The 4333-nt window shown below is 58.4% G+C and carries 5 protein-coding genes; 1 reads left to right on the forward strand and 4 read right to left on the reverse strand.

What is annotated here, in order from left to right:
• Window positions 1-134: 134 nt before the first annotated feature.
• Genes styC through styA form a run of 4 tightly spaced genes read right to left on the reverse strand, consistent with a single transcriptional unit; the run spans window position 135 to window position 3241 of the window.
• Window positions 135-680 carry a styrene-oxide isomerase StyC gene (styC, locus tag AADJ11_RS20295; protein ID WP_341236227.1) on the reverse strand — a complete coding sequence of 182 codons (546 nt, stop codon included), beginning with the start codon at window positions 678-680 and terminating at the stop codon, window positions 135-137.
• Window positions 681-739: 59 nt separating this feature from the next.
• The gene (locus AADJ11_RS20300; protein ID WP_341236228.1) at window positions 740-1243 is read right to left on the reverse strand and encodes a flavin reductase family protein; all 504 of its coding nucleotides are present in this window, start codon (window positions 1241-1243) and stop codon (window positions 740-742) included.
• A gap of 57 nt (window positions 1244-1300) precedes the next feature.
• On the reverse strand, window positions 1301-1936 hold the full coding sequence (locus AADJ11_RS20305; RefSeq protein WP_341236229.1) for an OmpW family outer membrane protein: 636 nt from the start codon (window positions 1934-1936) through the stop codon (window positions 1301-1303).
• A 54-nt stretch (window positions 1937-1990) separates the two neighbouring features.
• Window positions 1991-3241 (reverse strand): styrene monooxygenase subunit StyA, encoded by a 1251-nt coding sequence (gene styA / locus AADJ11_RS20310; protein WP_341236230.1) that lies wholly within the window; start codon window positions 3239-3241, stop codon window positions 1991-1993.
• A gap of 102 nt (window positions 3242-3343) precedes the next feature.
• Here styA and AADJ11_RS20315 point away from each other — a divergent pair, with 102 nt between their 5' ends.
• Complete coding sequence (locus AADJ11_RS20315; protein WP_341236231.1) at window positions 3344-4222, forward strand: LysR family transcriptional regulator; 879 nt, start codon at window positions 3344-3346, stop codon at window positions 4220-4222.
• Window positions 4223-4333 lie beyond the last annotated feature (111 nt).

Genomic DNA, 4333 nt, shown 5'->3' on the forward strand with positions numbered 1-4333 from the left:
CCTGGCAACTGCTCGGCAAGCGGCAGATGACGAGTGGTGTAATAGGTGCGAAACTGTTCAGGGTCCGCCGGGGCGGGGTACTCGACGCAAAGACAGTGCATAAGATGGCCTTTCGGTAAGTTCGGTGCCGCCGATCAGGCGACACCTCTCGATGCTGCGTGATTGGATTGGCCAGACTGACGCGCTTTGGCGACGATGATTGCCTGCCGACCAATTGCCACCAGCGCAATCATGTTCAGGACGCCGAACACGTACGCGGGCGCAAGTCCGATGAAGCTGAAAATGTTAGAAGGACCAATCGGCGTGTCGCCGAAGGCCAGCGCGCGGTTCGGCGAAAAGTTCGAGCCCCAGTAAAAGATCACATTGGACCAGCCGTCGAGCATGACGATCCAGCCCCAGATCTTGCCCCATTTTTCAGAGAAGTTCAGGTGTGGGATGACGAAGGCGACGGCGATGGTCATCAGGCCGTTCAGGACGGGGCCGGTATGCGTGCCCCGCCAACCATGTTCGGTGCCGGGGAGCTGGAATGACACGAAAAAGCCGGGCACGATCTCAAATCCGCCAAGCAGGTACATCCAATATCCCAGGCCGCCGACCAGCGCGGCGAAAATCATCAAGACGCCGTTCCCTGCCATCAGGTCGCGCAACGAAAGTTTCCAGGGTTCGAGTTGTTCAGTCATTGGTCTTTCCTCTCTTGAGTTCAGGTGCGGACGTCACGTGCGCCGCGAAATTTCCGCGCTTACCCGGTGGCGGATTCATTGAAACGCATCAGCCCCCGGAAGCCGCCAGCGTGATAGACGAGCGGCGCTACACCCTTGACTTCCGCGCCCATGACGCGGCCGAAGATCACTGCATGGGTGCCGGAATTCACGATTTCGGAGACTTCGCATTCGAGCGCGGTGGCGCCGTTGAGCACGGGCAAGCCGAGTGTCGCGCCCGCGCTCCACAGCGTGGGCTCAAAGCGGTCGTCGCCTTGAAGGCCGCTGCGACCGGCAAAGGTTTCGGCCGCGGATTGATGCGCGTCAGTGAGGATGTTCACGGCGAAGGTTCCGGAATCGCGGATCATCTTGAAAGTGCCGGTACTGCGGTTGGTACAGGCCAGCACGGTCGCAGGCTGGGCGCAGACCGAGCACACTGCGGTCGCTGTGATCCCGCGGCGCTCGCCGTTCAGGCGGGTGGTAACAATATTCACCCCTGCCGCAAGTTCGCCGAGGGCCGCACGGAACGTTTCGACATCTACCATGGCTTGCTCCCTTCCTTTCCAAAGTTTTCTGCTTGAATGGACGCGGCATGACCGGCATCAAAACCGCACCACGATGCCCGCGGTTGCGATCAGCGGATTTAGGGTGATGTCGGCCTCTGCGGGTGCTCCCCCAACGGTCCCGCGTGCCTTGGTTTCGAGCGGGATATATTTCAGATCGATAAACCAGCCGGTCCTGTGTCCGAGCGGGCCCTCGACGCCCGCCTGCACGACCGGTGCGAAGGCGTTGTCGACGTCAAAGTCGCTGATTGCGCCGTCCTTGGTGTCGAAGATCAGCGTATAATTGATCCCGCCACCGACATAGGCCTCAAGGCCATTGCCGAATTTGGGGAAGTGATAGAGGCCGGTGAGCGTTGCCGGCCCATAAGTGACCTCCCCGAGGGCAAGGCCAGCGAGCGGACCGGTGCCGGTCAAGGCTGCGGTCGGTGGCACACCCACTGTGAGCTCCGCAGAAAACCGCTCCGAGAACCGATACCCGATGCCGAATGTCGGCGTGACGTCGTCGCCTGTCGTGAAGCTCGCGCCCGGCACTGGAGCGCCTCCGAGCGAGATGTCCGCGCTCTCGTCCATCTGGATATGGGACAACCCGAGCCGCAGCGACCAAGGGCCGCTCTCTTGCGCCTGGGCACAGGTTGCCGTTCCCGCAGCCAAGGCTGCCAAGCAAATCAGTTTCATATTGTGTTCTCCTGTCAGGGTCCCGTGCGGCGCTGCCGCACGGGGGGTAACCGACTATTCCGCGGCGAGCGCCTGTTGCGAGCGGGTCACCGCAGATCGTACTCGCTCGGGGCTTGAGAAAATGTCCCACTGACGTTCGGGGTGATTGAAGCCTTCGGTGAAATCGTCGGTCAAGGACCGGCTTTGCGCCAAGCCACCGATAAATTCCAATAGGGTAGGGTTGAGTGACGCGAGGTTTTCAAGCATGTAGTTCGTCCAACGCGTCGCGCTCATGACGCGGTCGTGTCTCCGGGCATCAAATTTCTCGAGAAAGCGCTGGTCGAACACATCGTTTTCGACGATTTCCTCTCCAAGAATGACCGCTGCGTACGAGGCCATGTTGGCGCCTTGGCCCAACACCGGATCGACGACAGCATGGGTATCGCCTAGAGCGATGGCCAGCTTGCCGTTGGCCAGCTGCGTGTGGCTCTTCCGCACTGTTGGGGTGACGCCGCCTTGAAGGATATCCAGCGGCGAATTGGCCAGATCGAATTCTTCGGGATCGATGCGTTCGTAAAGCGTCGGGTAATGCGCTTTGATTTTTTCCAGCATGAGATCGAGGAAAGCGCGGGGGTTTTCGTCGTATTTCGTCCGGGCCAGGATTTCCAGATCGCCGCCGATATGGTTTTCGAACACCAAAGCCTGGCACATGCCATTGAACGACCAGGTTGGGATTTCGATCAGCTCACCCGCGCCGGGAGAGAAATACATGGATACTGCGCGAGTTTCGGTCTCGGCGATGCCCTTGAAAAGGCCGACACAGAGCATCCGTTGGGGGCGCTCGAATGGGGAATAGCGATCATCGCGTCCGAACATCTGTCCGATGGCACCCTTGCCGGTACAGACCACGGTCAGGTCATGTTGGTCGGAGATGGGTTCGATCTGATCGTGCTCGATCGGTCCGTAAATGACCTCCCCACCCAGATCCAGATAGTCCTGAAGCAATGCGGGTTGATAGATTCGGTAATCCACCGCACGGCTTGGTTGAACCAAGTCGCCATAGATGTGGATCGGCTCCGGTGTTCCGATGTAGTAGTAATGGCCGAAATAGCCGTATTCACTCGACGGCCAGTGATTGCACCCAAGGGCATCTTCTCGCTCAATCGTCACGTGGTGGTGTGCCACCGTGTTCATCAAGCGCGAGCCTGCATAATCCGCAGGGGTACGGTCCGTGTAAAGACGTGGCGTTATCCCATTTTGCAGCAGGTGAAGACCCAGTTGCAAGCCGGCAGTCCCCGCCCCGATGATGGCGATCTTCTTGGACATTGATTCCTCCCAAATTTTCCTCGAGACCAAACATAAGTCGACTGGTCGGTCAAAGAAAGATAAATTATCGCATATGACTTATCACAAATGGAATAAATCGACATGAGCGATCGGCTCCAAGCCTACGAGATCTTTGCGGAACTTATGGATCGCAAGAGCTTTTCCGAGACTTCGCGCGCTCTGAATGTGCCGCAAGCCACGGTCAGCAAACAGATCGCATCGCTCGAAGCAGCATTGGGTGTGCAGCTCTTCATCCGATCGACCAGACGAATCAGCCCGACAAGTGAGGCAGAGGAGTTGATTCCCCATGTACGGCACATGCTCGATGCCCGGGCGGAAGTTGTGCGCGTCGCTCGCGGGGAGTTGCCGCGAATTTCTGGCAACATGCGATTGGCAGCGCCTCATTCCTACGGTCGGCGCGTACTACTTCCTCTTTTGGCGGAATTCATGGACCAGTACCCCGAACTCGTCGTCGATGTTGCGCTTCACCGCAGCCCCCCCGACCTTCTCGATGCGAAACTCGACCTCGCTATCAGCGGAACCGTCGTGCCGGATGGGCCGTACCGCCAGAGGGTCCTGAGCACGCATCGCTGGATCGTTGCGGGCGCGCCGTCCTATCTGGAGCAGCATGGTCGTCCGTCCATACCTCTTGATCTTGAGCGGCACTGGCTGGTGGTGCCGCGGGTTTACCCATCGGATGTCCTCACTTTCGATTCTGAAGATGGCCGTCAATCGATCAGCATTCGGTCACGGCTTCGCGTCAACGACGTTGATTTTGCCGAAGGTGCCGCGTGGCAGAACACCGGACTTGCCATCTTGCCAGACTGGATGGTCGGGCATAGGTCAGCCTTGGAGCCGGTCCTTTCGGACTATGTCCTAGCTCCGATCCCAATCCGGCTGGTTTTTCCAGATGCCAAGATCATTCCTCGGCGAGTGCGAGCTCTTATTGAATTCTTAGTGCTTCGCGCAAGCCGAATGTAGTGTCGAACCAGAGCTCATGTTTGCGAAATGAATGACGTTATGACCCATGGTAGCCTACCGATCTTCGAAGTCTCTCCACGCGCGACAGATTTTAGGTGTTGTCACATTAAC

It is taken from the genome of uncultured Sulfitobacter sp. (genome assembly GCF_964021855.1).
Lineage (GTDB): Bacteria > Pseudomonadota > Alphaproteobacteria > Rhodobacterales > Rhodobacteraceae > Sulfitobacter.